General features: G+C 65.3%; 15 protein-coding genes. 2 read left to right on the top strand and 13 right to left on the bottom strand.

Translation table 11 applies throughout. From position 1 onward, the window contains the following. Window positions 1-148: 148 nt before the first annotated feature. On the top strand, window positions 149-1,342 hold the full coding sequence (locus tag QA649_RS42090) for an ABC transporter substrate-binding protein (RefSeq protein WP_283022289.1): 1,194 nt from the start codon (window positions 149-151) through the stop codon (window positions 1,340-1,342). A gap of 176 nt (window positions 1,343-1,518) precedes the next feature. Here the strand turns inward: QA649_RS42090 and QA649_RS42085 are convergent, their stop codons facing one another. From QA649_RS42085 to QA649_RS42070, 4 genes are all read right to left on the bottom strand, one after another. After that, entirely contained in the window at window positions 1,519-1,905 is a 387-nt protein-coding gene (locus QA649_RS42085; RefSeq protein ID WP_283022288.1) for an MAPEG family protein, read from the bottom strand. A gap of 86 nt (window positions 1,906-1,991) precedes the next feature. Continuing rightward, the gene (locus QA649_RS42080; RefSeq protein WP_283022287.1) at window positions 1,992-3,074 is read right to left on the bottom strand and encodes a lipocalin-like domain-containing protein; all 1,083 of its coding nucleotides are present in this window, start codon (window positions 3,072-3,074) and stop codon (window positions 1,992-1,994) included. Then, the gene (locus QA649_RS42075) at window positions 3,064-5,526 is read right to left on the bottom strand and encodes an ABC transporter permease (RefSeq protein WP_283022286.1); all 2,463 of its coding nucleotides are present in this window, start codon (window positions 5,524-5,526) and stop codon (window positions 3,064-3,066) included. Before QA649_RS42075 ends, QA649_RS42080 begins: the two co-directional genes overlap by 11 nt. Then, window positions 5,523-6,176, bottom strand: a complete 654-nt coding sequence (locus QA649_RS42070; protein ID WP_283022285.1) for an ABC transporter ATP-binding protein — start codon at window positions 6,174-6,176, stop codon at window positions 5,523-5,525. The genes QA649_RS42075 and QA649_RS42070 overlap by 4 nt, the downstream gene beginning before the upstream one ends. Window positions 6,177-6,324: 148 nt before the next feature. On the opposite strand from QA649_RS42070, the gene QA649_RS42065 reads away from it, so the two are divergent. Then, on the top strand, window positions 6,325-7,671 hold the full coding sequence (locus QA649_RS42065) for an MFS transporter (RefSeq protein ID WP_283022284.1): 1,347 nt from the start codon (window positions 6,325-6,327) through the stop codon (window positions 7,669-7,671). A gap of 190 nt (window positions 7,672-7,861) precedes the next feature. On the opposite strand, the gene QA649_RS42060 is transcribed toward QA649_RS42065, so the two are convergent. The 9 genes from QA649_RS42060 to soxZ all read right to left on the bottom strand — a co-directional run bounded on the left by QA649_RS42060 (window position 7,862) and on the right by soxZ (window position 16,414). Continuing rightward, window positions 7,862-9,577, bottom strand: coding sequence for an amidohydrolase family protein (locus QA649_RS42060; RefSeq protein ID WP_283022283.1), 1,716 nt, complete (start codon window positions 9,575-9,577; stop codon window positions 7,862-7,864). Window positions 9,578-9,678: 101 nt separating this feature from the next. Next, entirely contained in the window at window positions 9,679-10,884 is a 1,206-nt protein-coding gene (locus tag QA649_RS42055; protein ID WP_283022282.1) for an MFS transporter, read from the bottom strand. Window positions 10,885-11,163: 279 nt separating this feature from the next. After that, the gene (locus tag QA649_RS42050) at window positions 11,164-11,334 is read right to left on the bottom strand and encodes a hypothetical protein (RefSeq protein WP_035666839.1); all 171 of its coding nucleotides are present in this window, start codon (window positions 11,332-11,334) and stop codon (window positions 11,164-11,166) included. 88 nt (window positions 11,335-11,422) lie between these two features. Next, the gene (locus QA649_RS42045) at window positions 11,423-12,460 is read right to left on the bottom strand and encodes an MBL fold metallo-hydrolase (RefSeq protein ID WP_283022281.1); all 1,038 of its coding nucleotides are present in this window, start codon (window positions 12,458-12,460) and stop codon (window positions 11,423-11,425) included. A 209-nt stretch (window positions 12,461-12,669) separates the two neighbouring features. Beyond that, on the bottom strand, window positions 12,670-13,125 hold the full coding sequence (locus tag QA649_RS42040) for a hypothetical protein (RefSeq protein ID WP_283022280.1): 456 nt from the start codon (window positions 13,123-13,125) through the stop codon (window positions 12,670-12,672). Window positions 13,126-13,130: 5 nt separating this feature from the next. Continuing rightward, window positions 13,131-14,876, bottom strand: a complete 1,746-nt coding sequence (soxB, locus tag QA649_RS42035; protein ID WP_283022279.1) for a thiosulfohydrolase SoxB — start codon at window positions 14,874-14,876, stop codon at window positions 13,131-13,133. A gap of 61 nt (window positions 14,877-14,937) precedes the next feature. Then, window positions 14,938-15,243, bottom strand: coding sequence for a hypothetical protein (locus tag QA649_RS42030; RefSeq protein WP_018644433.1), 306 nt, complete (start codon window positions 15,241-15,243; stop codon window positions 14,938-14,940). After that, a complete protein-coding gene (gene soxA, locus QA649_RS42025; RefSeq protein WP_283022278.1) occupies window positions 15,240-16,103 on the bottom strand; it encodes a sulfur oxidation c-type cytochrome SoxA in 864 nt (287 codons plus the stop codon). The genes QA649_RS42030 and soxA overlap by 4 nt, the downstream gene beginning before the upstream one ends. Next, a complete protein-coding gene (gene soxZ, locus QA649_RS42020) occupies window positions 16,103-16,414 on the bottom strand; it encodes a thiosulfate oxidation carrier complex protein SoxZ (protein WP_018644435.1) in 312 nt (103 codons plus the stop codon). The genes soxA and soxZ overlap by 1 nt, the downstream gene beginning before the upstream one ends. Window position 16,415: the final 1 nt, after the last annotated feature.

Below are 16,415 nucleotides of genomic sequence, written 5' to 3'. Positions count from 1 at the left end.
GGATCGACGCTGCGCTCGTCCAGGACGACGGCAATTTACAGAGCACGCCCTTCATACTAACGACCAACATGCAATGGGTGGGCACGCGCGGGGTTCTTCCCTAATATCCGCGCGATTTCAAAACAGAACACTGCTGGGAGCTAACAGAATGAAATCACCCCTTTTGGCCGCCGTCGCAACCTCGGCCCTGCTGCTGGCAGCGCCGGCCTCCGCGCAAGGCGTCAAGATCGGCATCCTCAACGACCAGTCCGGCGTCTACGCCGATTACGGCGGCAAATGGTCGGTCGAAGCGGCCAAGATGGCGATCGAGGATTTTGGCGGCGAGGTGCTTGGCCAGAAGATCGAGCTCGTCACCGCCGACCACCAGAACAAGCCTGACCTCGCAAGCTCGATCGCGCGGCGCTGGTACGACGTCGAGAACGTCGACATGATCACGGAGCTGACGACCTCATCGGTCGCGCTCGCGATCCACGAGCTCTCCAAGGAAAAGAAGAAGATCGACATCGTCGTTGGCGCGGCAACCTCGCGACTCACCGGCGATGCCTGCCAGCCCTACGGCTTCCACTGGGCCTATGACACCCGCGCGCTCGGCGTCGGAACCGGCGGCGCGCTGACCAAGGCCGGCGGCGACACCTGGTTCTTCCTCACCGCCGACTACGCCTTCGGCTACGCGCTGGAGAAGGACACCAGCGAGATCGTCACCGCCAATGGCGGCAAGGTGGTCGGCTCGGTGCGCGTGCCGCTCAATTCCTCGGACTTCTCCTCCTTCCTGCTGCAGGCGCAGAGCTCGAAGGCGAAGATCGTCGGCCTCGCCAATGCAGGCCTCGACACCACCAACTCGATCAAGCAGGCGTCCGAATTCGGCATCGTCGCCAGTGGTCAGAAACTCGCCGGCCTCCTGATGACGCTCGCCGAGGTGAACGGCCTCGGCCTGCAGGCCGCGCAGGGCCTAGTGCTGACCGAGGGCTATTACTGGGATCTCAACGACAAGACCCGCAATCTCGGCGAACGCTTCCTCAAGCGCACCGGCCGGATGCCGAGCATGATCCACGCCGGCACCTATTCGGCGACGCTGAGCTATCTCAAGGCCGTCAAGGCCGCCGGCACGAAGGATCCGGAGGCCGTCGCCAAGAAGCTGAAGGAGCTCCCGGTCAACGACGACTTCGCGCAGGGCGGCAAGGTGCTCGAGAACGGCCGCATGGTCCACGACATGTATCTGTTCGAAGTCAAGAAGCCCTCGGAATCGAAGAAGCCCTGGGACTATTACAAGCTGCTCGCCACCGTCCCCGGCGACAAGGCCTTCTTCACCGCCAAGGAAAGCGGCTGTCCGCTGACGAAGTGAAGGGCGAGGGCAGTTCAACAAGGACAATCTCGTCCTGGCGAAAGCCAGGACCCATTACCCCGACTGGATGTTGTTGAAACAAGCCGAGGCTACCATCGTGCCCATAACCACGCCCTGTGGTTATGGGTCCTGGCTTTCGCCAGGACGACACTGAGTGTGTGGCGGCGCAGCCCGCCTCACACCAACCGCAACACCACCGCGCCCAGCGCCCCCGCCCACAGCGCAATCGCGGCCAGCGCCTGGATCGCAAATCCGGGGCCTCGTTTTGCTGCGGCCTGCGAATAGCCGATGAAATAGACGATGCGGCCGACGATCCACACCGCGCCGATCGCCGCTGCGATGGCATCGCTGATGTAGATCGCAAACAGCCAGAGCGCCGGCAGGACAATTGGCATCCATTCCAGCGTGTTCATCTGGATACGGAAGGCGCGCTCGAAATCCGGATGGCCCGACATCGCCGGCACCTTGACGCCGGTCTTGTCGCGCGAGCGTGACACGTTGATGCAGGTGAAGAAGTAGAATGCGATCGCCAGCAGCGTGACGAGGGCGGTGAGATGATACATCGCGAATTTCCCCAGAGCGTTTTCCAGCGAAGTGGATACCGGTTCGCGTAAAGAAAACGCGTCAAAACTAGAATCCAGTCCGCGCTTCAATACCCGGTCAGCTCGAGATAGCCAACGCCGTCATGCGTGCCGGCAAAGCTGATCGGCCCTTCCCAATAGGAGAAGCCGGTCCCCATCCAGGCGTTTGGATTGAGCGGCTTGCACACAATCGAGAACGAGCGCGAGGGAATCGCGATCTGCCACTCCACCGGCAGCTTGCGCCCCGCAACCTCCGCTGTTGCCTTAGGCATCATCCGGATATCGCCACCCGCAATCATCTGCGTCTCGCCCGTGGCGCTGATCCAGTTGCCGAACGGATAGTCCTTGCCGTCCTTCTGTCGCAGCCGGTACAGCATCAGCTTGTCGCCGGATGCAAGATGCAGCGACAGCCAGTCCCAGCCGGTCTGGTCGGCGTCGAGCGGCTGGCTGCTCCATTCGCGGTCCATCCAGGCCTGGCCTGTCACGTCCACCGGGTTGTCGTCGATGCTGAGCGTACCGCGCGCGCGGTAGAACGGCTGGCTGTAATAGTACGACGCCTGCCCGCGCTCGGACTTGCGGCTGAAGCCGCGATCGCCCTGCAGCACCACCGGACGATCGGCCTCCAGCGTCAGCGCGTAGCCGAAGTCCGTGCCTGAGGCTTTCAGCGTCAGCGGTGCCAGCGTGCGATCGTCGGTGCGCTCAATGCCCTTCATCTCCCAATCGTCGATCCAGGCTGCAAACGGCTTTGCCGTGACGCCGGCCTGCCCGATGCCGCCGCGCGAAAACACTTCGCTGAAGCGATGGGTGCCGGCGCGCGTCACCGCGGCATGCGCCATCCAGATCTGTTGATTGGCCCAGCCCTCGCCCTGCGGACCAGGCTGAGTCGCCTGGCGGAACAGCGTCCATTGCAGGCCGCAGGCCGCGCCGCTGCTGTCTGTGAGGTTCGCCGTGAGATACCACCACTCGATGCGAAACTCCGGATGCGGCCCGTGATCCCCGGGAAAGGTGAATGTCTTTCCCGGCGTAACCCTGGCAAAGCCGTCGGCGGTCTCGCCGAGCCCGGCATAGCCTTGCGCGCCGGCGCGGCGTGCCACAGCGAGTGCGGCGATGCCGCCGGCAAAAGCGCGCCGCGAGATCTTGTCAGCGCTCATTGGCAAACACCTTGACGAGGTTCGCCGGCTGCATCCGCGCCAGCCGCAGCATCGGCAGCAGCGCCGCAAGCAGCGAGGCGAGCAGCGCGACCGCGACCAGCTCGATCAGCTGCAGCGGAAACACATGGAACGGCAGCCGCCAGCCGAACGCTTTCACGTTCACGATGGCGATCAGGCACCACGCCACCAGCAGTCCAAGCGGCACGGCCAGCAGCGCCGTGAACAGCGCGACCGACAGCGTCTTGGTCAATTCGATCGCGGCAAGGCGCGGCCGCGTCAGGCCGATCGCCCACAGCGGCGCAAGCTGCGGCAGCCGGGAATTCGCCAGCGTCAACAGGCTGGTGAGCAGCGCGATGCCGGCGACGCCGAGCGTGAACGCATTGAGTGCCGAGGTCACCGCAAAGGTGCGGTTGAAGATGCGGATCGATTCAGCCTTCACAGTCGCCTGGTCCGCGACGCTGCGGTCGTCGAGCGAAAACTGCCTCTGCAAGGCCGCGATCAGGCCGGGGATCTTGTCGCGCGCGACGATCAGGCCGATCCGTGTCTGCGGCGTTTGCGGAAAATGCCGGATCAGCGCCGCGACGTTGACGGCGAGCTGGCCCTTTGGGTTGCCGTAATCGGCATAGATGCCGACGATGTCGAGCTCCCAGGTCCCGCCCGGCGCCGGCACCTCGATCACGTCTCCGACGCGGACGTTGAGGCGGCGGCTCAATTGCTCGCTGATGAAGGCGGCATTGCCCGGTACGAGCTGGGTCCAGCCGCGCGGCGCGGTCTCCAATAGCGGCCAGCGCTCGCGATAGAGCGCGTGATCGGGCAGGCCGAGCAGCTCCACCGGCTGGCCCTGAACTTGAGTCTCAGCGCGTCCGCCCGACAGGATAGCCTGCACCTCGCTGCGCTCTTTGAGCCAGTTGCGGATCGCGACGCCTTGCGCATTGTCGGAGGCGCTGATGTAGACGTCCGCCGCGAGCCGCTCGTTGAGCCAGCCGATGAAGGTGCGGCTGAAGGTTTCCACCATGGTGGACACGCCGACATTGACCGCGAGCGCCAGCAGCAGCGCCATCAGTGCCAGCGACAGGCCGGAGAGCTGCTGCCGGCTGTCCGCCCAGAACCACAGCGCGATCGGCCCGCGCGCGCTGCGCTGGCCGATGAGCAGGATGATGTCTAGGAACGCCGGCAGCAATAGCGCCGCGCCGAGCATCAGTGCGGCCAGCACGCCAAAGCCTGCGATCAGCGATTGACCGTAGTGAAGCAACAGCAGCGCGACCGCGAACACGGCGCAGGCCGCACAGCTCTGCAGCACCAGCCAGCGGCGCTGCCGCTGCTGCCAGGCGTGCGGCTGGGCCGTGGCCAGCACCGGCATCCTGACCGCCTTGATCAGGCTCGTCGCCGCTGCCACGAGCGCGCCGGCAACGCTGATGCCGATGCCGGCGAGCCACCATTCAGGCCGCAAGCTGAGTTGCCCCGGGATTTGCGCGCCATAAAGCCCGCGCAGCGAGGCCGCGACATCGGGCAGCAGTGCCGCCGCGATGAAATAGCCGCAGACGAGCCCGATCAGGCCTGCGACCAGCGCCAGCGCCACGAGCTCGATCACCAGCACCGTGTTGACCAGCCGCGCCGAGGCACCGCAGGCCCGCAAGGTGCGCAGCATCGGCAGCCGCTGCTCGAAGGCGAGGCCGACGGCCGAATTGACGATGAAGAGGCCGACGAAGAACGAGAGCAGGCCGAACGCCGTGAGGTTGAGATGAAAACTGTCGGTGAGGCGCTCCAGCTCCGTCTCCGCGTTCGGCTCGACCCGCTGCAGCTGCTCGCCGACGACGCTTGCGAGCGAGGCCGGCTTGCCCTTCGGCTTGCCGATCAGCAGCCGCGACACCTGGTCCGGCTTGTTCAGCAGCCGCTGCGCCACGCCGATATCGACCACCAGCACATCAGGCACCAGCTGCGGCAGCACGTGCAGCGGCGGCAGTTTTGCGCCGCTGCTGATCGGCGGCGCTGTGCCTTCCGTTTCCTGCAGATCGGTCAGCGTCTCCCTCGCCACCAATGTCTGGCCCGGTGGAGCGACAAAGCTGCTGAGATCCGAGGCACCAAGGCGCGGCGCATTGCCGACATCGACCGGCAGCGTCACCGGCTCGATGCCGAGCAGCCGCACCGAGCGTCCGTTGATCTGCACGCGTCCCTCCAGCACCGGCGACACCGGCCAGCCGGCGCGACGCAGCTTGACGAACAGCTCCTGCGGAAACGTCGCTGCGTTGGGCGCAACCAGCATCGCCGTGCGCACGCCGCCAAAGGTCGGCGCGGCGCGGTCATAGGCGTTGCGGGCCTGCTGGTTGATGGCCTGCACGCCGCTCCACAGCGCGGTCGCCGCGATCAGCCCGATCAGGAGCGTCGCGAACTGCATGCCGTGGCGCCGCCAATGGCTCAGGAGTACCGCGAGCACCCAGAGCGCGCGTCTCATGCGATTCGTCCTGCGTGCAAGGTGAGGTGCCGGTCGAGCGTGCCGGCCAGATGCAGGCTGTGCGTCACCATCAGGAAGCCGCAGCCGGTGCGCGCGACGAGGTCGCGGGTCAGCGCCAGCACGTCCTCGGCGGTGTCCTCATCGAGATTGCCGGTCGGCTCGTCCGCGAGCAGCAGCGACGGCTTCGTCGCCAGCGCCCGGCCGATCGCGACCCGCTGCTGCTGTCCGCCTGACAATTGCTCTGGATAACGCTTCAGCAGGCCGCCGAGCCCGAGCCGCTCGGCCAGCTCCTTGCTCCAGGCCGCATCGTGCCGGCCGGCGATCCGCGCCTGGAAGGCCAGATTGTCGGCGACCGACAGGCTCGGGATCAGGTTGAACTGCTGGAAAACCAGGCCGATCCGGTCGCGCCGGAGTTCTGCGCGTCCCGCGTCCGACAGCTTGGTGACCTCGACGTCCTCCAGCCGGATCGAGCCGCCATCGGCAACATCGAGCCCGGCGATCAGGTGCAGCAGCGTGCTCTTGCCGCTGCCGGATTCCCCGGTCAGCGCGACGCGCTCGCCGGCCCTGAGGTCGAGGTCGACGCCACGCAGCACATGGACCGGCTCGCCGGCCGAGGAGAAGGTCTTTGAGAGGTTTCGGATGCTCAGCAAGATCAATGCGCCGGACGGAATTTAACTCAATGCTGCGTAGCACACCTGCCGTGGAAATGCCGGGGTTGCGTTGGCTTTCAAGCCGTTGTTAGCTCCCAAGACGGCCAAATCAAAAAAGTGCCGACAATAAAGACATATGGGGAGAATGATGAGCGCTCAGGGAACGCCCGAAATGGGCAGGACGGCGGGGGACTCCAAGGGGTTGGCAAAGCAAACGCCAAAGGGCGCCTGGACCGTTACATTTCTCCTCTTTCTCTTCATGGTGGTGAACTTCGCGGACAAGATCGTCGTCGGTCTTGCCGGTGTGCCGATCATGACCGACATGAAGCTCAGCGCCGAGCAATTCGGCCTGCTCGGGTCGTCGTTCTTTTTCCTGTTCTCGATCTCGGCCATCGTGGTCGGCTTCATCGTCAACAAGGTGCCGACGCGCTGGGTGCTGTTGACGCTGGCGGTGATCTGGGCGCTGGCGCAGTTCCCGATGGTCGGCACCGTCTCCTTCACTACGCTCCTGATCTGCCGCATCGTGCTGGGCGCCGGCGAAGGTCCGGCCTTCTCAGTTGCCGCGCACGCGATCTACAAATGGTTCCCCGACGAGAAGCGCACGCTGCCGACCGCGATCCTGTCGCAGGGCTCGGCCTTCGGCGTCATCCTGGCAGTGCCGGCGCTGAACTGGGTCATCGTCAACCACTCCTGGCACTACGCCTTCGGCGCGCTCGGCGTCGTCGGCCTGATCTGGGTCGCGGCCTGGCTCGCGCTCGGCAAGGAAGGCCCGCTGGAGGACACCCAGGCCCTCGCCGTCACCGAGCCGAAGATTCCCTATGTGCAGCTTCTGACCTCGCGCACCTTCCTCGGCTGCGTCATCGCGACCTTCGGCGCCTATTGGGCGCTGTCGCTCGGCCTCACCTGGTTCACGCCCTTCATCGTCAAGGGGCTCGGCTTCTCGCAGAGCCAGGCCGGCTTCATCTCGATTCTGCCCTGGGTGTTCGGCGCCACCATCGTCATCCTCACCGGCTGGATCTCGCAGGTGATGATGGCGCGCGGTTACACCACGCGCATCTCGCGCGGCGTGCTCGGCTCGGTGCCGCTGATCATCGGCGGCCTGATCCTCGCCATGATGGGGCATGTCGAGGGCGCGGGCCTGCAGATCGCATCGCTCGTCGTCGGCTCCGGCCTGTGCGGCGCGATCTATGTCGTCTGCCCGCCGATGCTCGGCGAGTTCACCCCGGCCTCGCAGCGGGGCGCGGTGATCGCCATCTATGGCGCGCTCTACACGCTCTCGGGCATCATCGCGCCCAGCGTGATGGGCACCGTGATCCAGCGCGCCGGCAGCATGCTCGACGGCTACCTGACCGGCTTCACCATCAACGCGGTGGTGATGGTCGGCTCCGGCGTCATCGGCCTGCTGCTGCTCTGGCCGAACACGGAAAAGGCGAGGTTGACGCGTGGTGCGGCCGCGCAGACCGCGCCGTTGAAGAGCGCGGTGTCGCCGACGTAAGGGGGCTGGTCTCACCCTCCCCTGGAGGGGGAGGGTCGATCGCGCGAAGCGCGAGCGGGTGGGGTGATCCCTCCGCTCGGGCACTGTTGGATGGGGAGAAACCGTCACCCCACCCCGTCTCACATTCCGCTTGCGCTCCATGTGAGCCGACCCTCCCCCTCCAGGGGAGGGTAAGCAAGCAACTCCTCGCCTAATTCACCCCCTGCGCACCCCGAATCAACTTCCCAGGCCGCCGTCCCGTCGCCGCGCCGTGCCGCCGCGTCACGACGCCCGACACGATCGTCGCCTCATAGCCGTCGACATCCTGCAGCAACCTGCGACCACCGACCGGCAGGTCGTAATGCACCTTCGGCGGATGCAGGTGCAGCCGGTCGTAGTCGATCACGTTGACGTCGGCCTTGTAGCCGGGCGCGATCAGCCCGCGGTCGACGAGGCCAACCGAGAGCGCGGTCTTGCGCGACTGCGCCGCGACGACGAACGGGATCGACAGCTTCTCGCCGCGCGTGCGGTCGCGCGTCCAGTGCGTCAGCAGATAGGTCGGGAAGCTCGCATCGCAGATGATGCCGCAATGCGCGCCGCCGTCGGACAGGCCCGGCACCGATTGCGGATCGAGCAGCATCTCGCGCGTCGCATCGAGATTGCCGTCGGAATAGTTGAGGAAGGGCACGTAGAGCATGCCGCGGCCCTCGTCGGACAGCATCGCGTCGTAAGCGATCTCCTCCGGCTGCCGGCCCTGCCTGCGCGCTTGCGGGCCCAGCGCGTTCTCCGGCGGCTGCTCATAGTCAGGGGGATCGCCGAGCAAAAACATCTTGTCGTAGTTGGGCCGGAAGAACAGCGGATCGTCGGTCGCGGTCGCCGTTTCCCTGAGGATCGCCTTACGCACCTCCGGCTGGTGCAGCCGTGCCAGCCGCTCCTGCAGCGGCAGATGCGCGATCGCCTTGTAGCTCGGATGGGTCTGGAACGGGTTGCGCGACAGCTCGAGCCCGAGCAGCAGGCCGACGGGCCGTGCCGCAATCTGCGCCGTAATGGAGAGGCCGCGCTGTGCGGCCGCGTTGATCTCGTCCAGCGTCTGGCGCCAGCGGTTTGGCGATCTATCGTTCTGCGTGATCGAGAACGAGATCGGGCATTTCGTTGAGTCCGCGACCCGCAGCATCATCGGCAAATCTTCGTGAATGGTGGAGAGGTCGAGCACGAATTGCAGCACGCTGCGGCCCTGCCGATGCATCGCGCCGGCGATCGCGGTGAGCTCGTCCTCGCCCGCCTTCAAGGTCGGCGTGAAATCGCCGGTCGAGGTGCGATGGTTGAGCGTGCGCGAGGTCGAGAAGCCGAGTGCACCGGAGCGCACCGCTTCGCCCGCGAGCTTGGCCATCGCCGCGTTGTCCTCGGCGGTCGAGGGATCGCGGCGCGCGCCGCGCTCGCCCATGACATAAACCCGTAGCGCCGCATGCGGCAGCTGCGCACCGACGTCGATGTCGAAATCGCGCCTGGAGAGCCAGTCCATGTAATCGGGAAAGCTCTCCCAGGCCCAGGGAATGCCGGCGCTCAAGACCGGCTCGGGAATGTCCTCGACGCCTTCCATCAGCTGGATCAGGCGGGTGTGGTCGGCCGGCTTGCACGGCGCAAAGCCGACGCCGCAATTGCCCATGATCGCCGTGGTGACGCCGTTCTGCGAGGACGGCGTGATGTCCTGGCTCCAGGTGACCTGGCCGTCATAGTGCGTGTGCACGTCGACGAAACCCGGTGTCACCAGTTTGCCGCGCGCGTCGATCTCTTCTTGTCCCTTCGCAGAGATTTTTCCGATGTCACTGATCCTGCCACCGGTGATGGCGACGTCAGCCTCGAACAGCTCGCCGCCACCGCCGTCCGCAACAGTGCCGCCGCGGATCACGAGATCAGGATTGCTCATAGTGTTTCTTCCCGTTTTGTTGTTGTTTCTCGTCGTCCCGGCCTAGTGCGCAATTGCGCACGGGGGCCGGGACGACGATTGAGTTTGAGGCGCGACCTTCGTCAAGCCTTCGCCGCCCGCCGCTCCGTGAACGGCGACAGCACCACCGTTGCCAGCATGAAGATCACGGACGCCCCGAACACCCAATGCGGCGCGCTCTGGTCCATGATCCAGCCGAACAGCAGCGGTGAGACGATGCCGCCGAGATTGAAGCCGGTCGAGACGATGCCGAAGGCGCGCCCCGCTGCACCCGCAGGCGCGGCATTGCGCACCAGCATGTCCCGCGACGGCGCGATCACGCCGGAGAGGAAGCCTGCCGTCGCCATCGCGGCGGTCAGCGCCCAGCCGGGCAACGCGAAGAGCGCGATCAGCAGCACGAGTGCCGCGTTCACGGCAAAGCAGGCGGCGGCGACATAGCCATGGCGCTCGGTGTGGTCGGCGAGGAAGCCGCCGGCGAGCACGCCCGCGGCGCTGCAGCCGAGGAACGCCGTCAGCATGACGTTGGCCGAGGAATAGGAGGCGCCATAGCCGCTCATCAGCGCGACGACGCCGAAATTGTTGATGCCGGCGACCGATAGGCTGAGCAGCATGAACAGCACGGTCAGCATCATCAGCGCCGGCGTGATCACGGCCTGCTTCGGTGCGTTCTCCGCGCCGGGCTTCTTCTTGTGCGCGCCGGCATCGGGGATGTTCATGGCGATCAGCAGCAACGCCACCAGCACGCCGATCGCCCCCGACGCGATCAGCGCGCCGGTGCCGCCTGATATCGTGACGAGCGCTGCGACGATCGCCGGTGCCACCGCGCCGCCGAGAAAGCCCGCAAAGGTATGGACCGAGAAGGCGCGGCCCATCCGCGCCTCGTCCATGTGCTCGGCCAGGATCGCGTAATCGGCGGGGTGATAGACGCTGTTGGCGAGCCCCAGCAGCACCGCGCACGCGATCAGCGAGGCGTAACTCAGATGCAGGCCGAGCAGGATCAGCGCAAAGCCGCCAAGCGCGAGCCCGGCCAGCAGGATCTTCCGCGCGCCAAAATGGTCGACGAGATAGCCCGTCGGCGCCTGCGTCAGGCCCGAGACGACGGCGAACGTGGTCAGCGAGAAGCCGAGCTCGATATAGCCGACGCCGAGCTTGTCCTTCAGGAACGGGAACAGCATCGGCAGGACCAGCAGATGGAAATGGCTGACCCAATGCGCGATCGAGATCCCCGTCAGCGTGCGCAGCGCACTGTCCGCCTTGCCTTGCTGCGGTGCGGCGAGAACGTCGACCATTGCAGTTCCGTTTCACTCCCGATGGACGGGCAAACTATCGGGCAGGGCGGTTATTTGTCCATGAACGCAGGCGCATGGCAGATAGCGCGGGTGGGCGCGGTGCCTCCCGATACTCGCTCAACGGTCCAGCCGGGCACACCGCGCTCCCTCCCCCTTGCGGGGGAAGGGCGGGGGAGAGGGGTACCCAGGAAAAGTTGAGTCCGCGCGCGGCACCCCTCTCCCTAACCCTTCCCCGCAAGGGGGGAGGGAACGCACCATTTGTGAGGCAAGTTTACGCGCTCACAACGGCTCGTCATCCGCCCCATACCGATCCCGCTTCGGCGTTGCGATGTCGCCGTCCTCGTAATCGTCGTCGTCGATGGCGCGCGGCGGCGGTGGCTTCTTCGCCTTGTCATCCGCTGATTTGGGCGGTTCGCCCGGCTTGGCGGTCTTGTTGGCGGTCTTGGCCATGGCTGGTCCCGGATGGTGATGCTGCATCCGAATCTACCCGCACAATATGTGCGGTTCCTGACTTATCTCAAGGGACGCGACGAGACCGTCAATGCATGATCGGCCCGCCGGCCTTCTTCCAGGCATCGATGCCGCCGGCGATATGGGCGGTGTTGAGCAGGCCTGCGTCCTTTGCAGCCGCAACCGCCATCGCCGAGCGTTCGCCGAAGGCGCAGAAGAACACGACGCGGCGGCCCGTCGCGGCCGCGACCTCGCGCAGCATGCCGCCGGGCTTCAGGCTTTCTTCGACCGAGGGATAGGGCGTGTGCAGCGCGCCCTCGAGCATGCCGTGCTTCATCCGCTCATTGGTCTCGCGCAAGTCCACCAGCAGGATGTCGGGTCGGTGGAGCGAGCGGATCGCCTCGACCGCGCTGAGCGCGCGGCCTTCTTTCTCCAGCTCCTCCTGATGCAGGCCGACCCGCATGTTGGCGGGCACGGCCACGTCCATCATCTTCGGGTTGGGCAGCTTCAGATTGGCCATCAGCTCGATATATTCGTCGACCGAGCGCACCTGGAGCCGCGGGTTGTAGCGCTTCTCCTCGCCGATGGTGGAGACGGTGTCGCCCTTGTAGTCATGCGCCGGAAACACCATCGTCTCGTCGGGTAGCTTGAGCAGGCGATTGAAGATCGACTCGTACTGCGCACGCGACGAGCCGTTCTGGAAATCGGTGCGGCCGGTGCCGCGGATCAGCAGCGTGTCGCCGGTGAAGACGCGGTCGCCCATCAAATAGGAATAGGAATCATCGGTGTGGCCCGGCGTGTACATCACGTCGAGCGACAGGCCCTCGATCGTCACCTTGTCGCCGTCGGCGACCCGCATCGCCACCACGTCGGCCTTGGTCTGGTCGCCCATCACGGTCATGCAATGAGTGCGGTCGCGCAACTCGCCGAGCCCGGTGACGTGGTCGGCATGCAGATGCGTGTCGACCGCCTTGACCAGCTTGAGGTCGAGCTCGCGCAGCAGCTGGCAATAGCGATCGACCTTTTCCAGCACCGGATCGAGGATCAGCGCCTCGCCGCCGGGACGGCTGGCGAGGACATAGCTGTAGGTGCCCGAAACGCTGTCGAAGAGCTGGCGGAAGATCATGGCAGGACCCGGCTTGGAACTGATTTCGAGGATTCTACTACGTTGCAGGCCGGAAAGAGAAGTAATTCACTGTGAATGAAAGGTATTTTGGAAGATTTTTATTCAGTGGGCCCTGCTCGTCATTCCGGGGCGATGCGCAGCATCGAACCCGGAATCTCGAGATTCCGGGTTCGGCTCTGCGAGCCGCCCCGGAATGACTGTGGAGTCCCCTACGGCCTTACCAATGTGTACCCGTTCTCCGCCAAAAACAGGATCTGCCCGACCCCCACCTGCACCGGCGTTGTGCCCGGGATGAACTCCGGCCGCTTGCCGGTCTCGCGCTCGAGCGTGTCCACCGTGTTGAGGCAGATGTCGAAGCGGACGCCCTGCGCGATCAGGCTTTCGACCTGCTTGCGGCGCTCGCTGCCGGCGAGCAGCAGGTCGATGCCGGGACCGAACGCCACCACCTCGATCGCGACCTTGTCGGGATCGTAGGCCTTCAGCAGATTGTTGGCGACGCTCAGCACCAGCGCCTGCTTCTTCGCATCGCCATCGGAGAGCTGGAGCACGATCTTGTGCTCGGCGAACGGCTTGTCCTGGAGCGGCACCTGCTGCGCAAAAGCCTGTGGCATCGCCGCCCAGGCCAGCAGCGCCAACAGCATCGCGCGAAACACCTGCAACCGCATCGTCCTTATCCCGCAATGCCCGGGTTGCCGTCGACGCCTTTCAGCGCGATGCCGGAGCCGAGCCGCTCCGGAAGCATCCGGCCCGAGCGCAGATATTTGCCGACGACGTCCCACACCGGTGCGCCCTGCCGGCCGTTGACCGAGGCCCAGCCTGCCACCTTGTAGCGGTGGCTGGCGCTGATCGCCTTGCCATTACCGAGCTGCAGCTCCGAGATACGGCTGCCGATCGCATCCGTCGGCGTGCAGGTGTAGCTGAGCCCGCCGGCGCGCACCATGTCGCCGCCCTGCTGGTAGTAGGGATCGGCGTTGAAGAGATTGTCACAGACATCTTCCAGCACGGTCTTGATCTCGGCGCCGGTCATCTCCTGCACGTAGGTCTCGGGATAGGTGATCGCGGTTTCCGCGAGCAGGTCCTCCATGGTCAGCGCCTGGCCCGACAGCGCGGTGACGCCCCAGCGGAAGCCCGGCGACAGCGCGATCTCGGCATCGAGCTCGGTGCGCAGCGCGGTGCAGATCAGTTCGTCCATGGGACCGGTGAAATTGCCGCGGCGATAGAGCAGGCGGTCGGGGGTCGCGATCTTCTCCGACCAGTCGGAGACATGCGGCGCGCGAACCCGCCCGATCAGCTCGGCCATCGCGGGATCGGGCTTCAGGAGCTCCGAATAGACCGGCAACAGGCGATACCTGACGTCGCTGACCTTGCCCTTGTCGAGCGCGAGATCGAGCACGCCCAAAAATTTTCCGTTCGAGCCGGCATTGGTGACGAGCGTGGTGCCGCCCGCGTTCTTCACCGCAATCGGCTGCGGCACGGCATCATGGGTGTGACCGCCGAGGATGACGTCGATGCCGCTGATGCGGCTGGCGAGCTTGAGGTCGACGTCCATGCCGTTGTGCGACAGCAGGATGACGGCATCGACCTTGTCGGTGCCGCGCAAGGCGTCGACATGCTTCTGCAGCTCCTCCTCGCGGATGCCGAAGGTCCAGTCCGGCGTGAAGCGTTTTGGATGCGCGATCGGCACGTAGGGGAAGGCCTGGCCGACGATCGCGACGCGGTGACCGCCGAGCTCCTTGATGAAAGAGGGCTTGAACACGCGCCCGGTCGCGGGGTCGAAGGCGCGGGCGTCGTTGAACGCGGCTTCCTCGGTCAGGAACACGTTCTGCGCCAGAAACTCGCCCTTGAAGCGCTCGAGATTGTCGCGCAGCACCTGCTCGCCATAGGTGAATTCCCAATGCCCGGTCATCGCCTCGATGCCGAGCAGATTGGCGACCTCGACCATGTCGCGGCCCTGCATGACGTTGGCAAGCCCGGTGCCCTGCCAGAGGTCGCCGCCGTCGACGAGCACGGAATCCTTCTCGCCGACATCGCCGCGCAGGCGGTCGACCAGGGTCTTCAGATGGGCAAAGCCGCCGAGCTTGCCGAAGCGGCCCGCGGACTTCTCGAACTCGAAGCAGGTGAAGGCATAGGCATCGGCGCTGTCGGGCCTGATGCCGAACCGTTCCAGGAAGGCGCGTCCGACCAGATGCGGCGGCCGTCCCGCCATCTCGCCGATGCCGATATTGACGCTCGGCTCGCGGAAATAGACCGGGTTGAGCTGCGCATGCGCGTCGGTGATGTGCAGGATCCGCGCATTGCCGAACCGTTCGAGCTCGTAAATGCTTGCGGTCTCAGTGCCGCGCGCAAGCCGGGGCAGGCTGAGCGATGCGGCGGCAAGACCTGCCCCCTTCAGGAAATCGCGGCGGCGGATGGCCATCTCGAATCTCTAATTCTCCGCGCCCCTTCAACGACGGTCCGACAGCTTCAACAGGCCCAGTCTAGCGGATTTCCATCGCCTTCCAGGCTTCTTTTTCGGACGTCGCCTGGAAGATCGACGCCTTCGCCAGCGCTTCGGCTTCCTTGGCTGCGGCCAGCGCGCGGTCGAAATCGCCGCCGTCGGCCGCCTTCTTGGCGGCTGCCAGCGCAGATACGGTCACGGTCCACTGGTTGCGCATGCCGGCTGCCTCCTTGGAGGCGGCCTCGGCGGCGGCATAGGCCGCCTTGTAGTCCGCCTCATTTGCCGCGCGCGCGGATGGCGCAAGGCTCAGGGCGAGCAGCATGGCGAGGGGAAGTGACAGCTTCATGGCCGCGCTCCCGGTCCCGAAATCGGCAGACCATTGGCGACGTAGGACAGGAAATATTCGACGTCGCGATATTCATCCGCCTGCGGCTCCAGCGGAACCGCGCGGGTCTGGCTGTTGCAGGTGACGAAGCGGCGGCTGGTCGTGCCCATGCCGCTCCATTCGGAGCGGTAGATCGGCATCGCGTTCAAAATGCCGAGCGCCGGCGCCAGGATCTCGGCGCGGATGCGCTCGCCCGGGCTCTGCACATGGCAGCTCGCGCAGGAGAAATTCATCTGGCCGCGGCGTGTGTAGAAATAGCGCTTGCCGTTCTCGAACGCCGCGAGCGCACGGGGATCATCGGGGATCTTGATGTCCATCAGCTTGCCGCGCGAGGTGTAGGCCATGTAGGCGGTCAGTGAGGCCATCTCGTCCTTGACGTAGGAGTAGGGCGCTTCGCCATTGGCCTCGCGGCAGCGGTTGAGCGCGAGCTCCAGCGTGACGACCTTGCCTTCCTTCTCGTCGAAATAGGGATAGTTCTGGCGGATGCCGATGCCGCCGTTCGGGAAGCAGTCGGCATAGGTCTTGCCGTTCTTGAACGGGGTCGAGAACATCTCCTTGCCGGCATCGAGTGCGAACTCGTAAGGCGGGAATTCCTCCTTCTCCTGCCACTGCCGCTTCATGTCCTCGTTCATGGAATAAGGACCGTTGACGAAATCCTCGTGCTTCACGTTCGGAAACTTCTGGAAAAAGAAGTTCTGGAACGCCTTGGCATCGGCAACAGGATCGACCTTGTCGGCCGCAAATACGCCTGGAGAAGTCAGCACGAACGCGACCAGCGCGGCGCTGAGCGAGCCAAGCAGGAGGGGGATGCGGGCCTTCATCACGCGATCTTCGCGGTGGTCGTGTCCGAGCCACCCTTGTTGTCGGTCCAGGAGATCTTGAGCTCGTCGCCCTTCTTCGCGCCCTTGAAGCTGAACTTGACATAGGGGTCCTTGGAGACCGCGGTGCCCCAATCGGCGACGAACACGTCCTTGCCGTTACATTCGAACTTCAGCTGCTGGATGAAATGCGCAGGGATCACCTCGCCCTTGGAATCCTTGACGAGGCCGGTGTCCATGGGGTGCTGGATCAGCGCCTGCACCTCGGTGATGTCGCCGTTGGATGTTGCGCGCACGCGAATGCTGGATGCCATG

Source organism: Bradyrhizobium sp. CB1717 (genome assembly GCF_029714325.1).
Classification (GTDB): Bacteria; Pseudomonadota; Alphaproteobacteria; order Rhizobiales; family Xanthobacteraceae; genus Bradyrhizobium.
This window is presented reverse-complemented; position numbering and strand designations above follow the sequence as displayed.

Excerpts from the sequence above, each read along its gene's own strand:
- QA649_RS42090 (WP_283022289.1), top strand. The coding sequence starts at position 149 with ATGAAATCACCCCTTTTGGCCGCCGTCGCAACCTCGGCCCTGCTGCTG.
- QA649_RS42085 (WP_283022288.1), bottom strand. The coding sequence starts at position 1,905 with ATGTATCATCTCACCGCCCTCGTCACGCTGCTGGCGATCGCATTCTAC.
- QA649_RS42080 (WP_283022287.1), bottom strand. The coding sequence starts at position 3,074 with ATGAGCGCTGACAAGATCTCGCGGCGCGCTTTTGCCGGCGGCATCGCC.
- QA649_RS42075 (WP_283022286.1), bottom strand. The coding sequence starts at position 5,526 with ATGAGACGCGCGCTCTGGGTGCTCGCGGTACTCCTGAGCCATTGGCGG.
- QA649_RS42065 (WP_283022284.1), top strand. The coding sequence starts at position 6,325 with ATGAGCGCTCAGGGAACGCCCGAAATGGGCAGGACGGCGGGGGACTCC.
- QA649_RS42060 (WP_283022283.1), bottom strand. The coding sequence starts at position 9,577 with ATGAGCAATCCTGATCTCGTGATCCGCGGCGGCACTGTTGCGGACGGC.
- QA649_RS42055 (WP_283022282.1), bottom strand. The coding sequence starts at position 10,884 with ATGGTCGACGTTCTCGCCGCACCGCAGCAAGGCAAGGCGGACAGTGCG.
- QA649_RS42050 (WP_035666839.1), bottom strand. The coding sequence starts at position 11,334 with ATGGCCAAGACCGCCAACAAGACCGCCAAGCCGGGCGAACCGCCCAAA.
- QA649_RS42045 (WP_283022281.1), bottom strand. The coding sequence starts at position 12,460 with ATGATCTTCCGCCAGCTCTTCGACAGCGTTTCGGGCACCTACAGCTAT.
- QA649_RS42040 (WP_283022280.1), bottom strand. The coding sequence starts at position 13,125 with ATGCGGTTGCAGGTGTTTCGCGCGATGCTGTTGGCGCTGCTGGCCTGG.
- soxB (WP_283022279.1), bottom strand. The coding sequence starts at position 14,876 with ATGGCCATCCGCCGCCGCGATTTCCTGAAGGGGGCAGGTCTTGCCGCC.
- QA649_RS42030 (WP_018644433.1), bottom strand. The coding sequence starts at position 15,243 with ATGAAGCTGTCACTTCCCCTCGCCATGCTGCTCGCCCTGAGCCTTGCG.
- soxA (WP_283022278.1), bottom strand. The coding sequence starts at position 16,103 with ATGAAGGCCCGCATCCCCCTCCTGCTTGGCTCGCTCAGCGCCGCGCTG.
- soxZ (WP_018644435.1), bottom strand. The coding sequence starts at position 16,414 with ATGGCATCCAGCATTCGCGTGCGCGCAACATCCAACGGCGACATCACC.